At 50.0% G+C, this 234-nt stretch carries 1 protein-coding gene; it reads right to left on the bottom strand.

The window, feature by feature from the left end:
- The coding region (locus tag B3W37_RS07885; RefSeq protein WP_483175290.1) for a hypothetical protein at nt 1–234 on the bottom strand (234 nt) is incomplete at both ends.

Raw genomic sequence — 234 nt, 5'->3', positions numbered from 1 at the left:
GCTTCTTCATTGCTTAACTCTTCGGGGACCTTTACTACTTTGGTAACCGGGCGCAGGTACTGATATTCCGCAAATCCGCCTGCCAGTTCATCAGGATGGCGGAATCCATAACTGGTTTTGTGGTTGCAGCGTACGGGATCAGCCTCGATGATACAAAAATAGCAATCATAACAGCTTATTTGCGCCCACATAATGCGATCGCCCACTTTGAGGGGTTCGTCAGCGGCGTCTGTG

This window comes from Syntrophomonas sp. UBA5494 (assembly GCF_002426325.1).
This window is presented reverse-complemented; position numbering and strand designations above follow the sequence as displayed.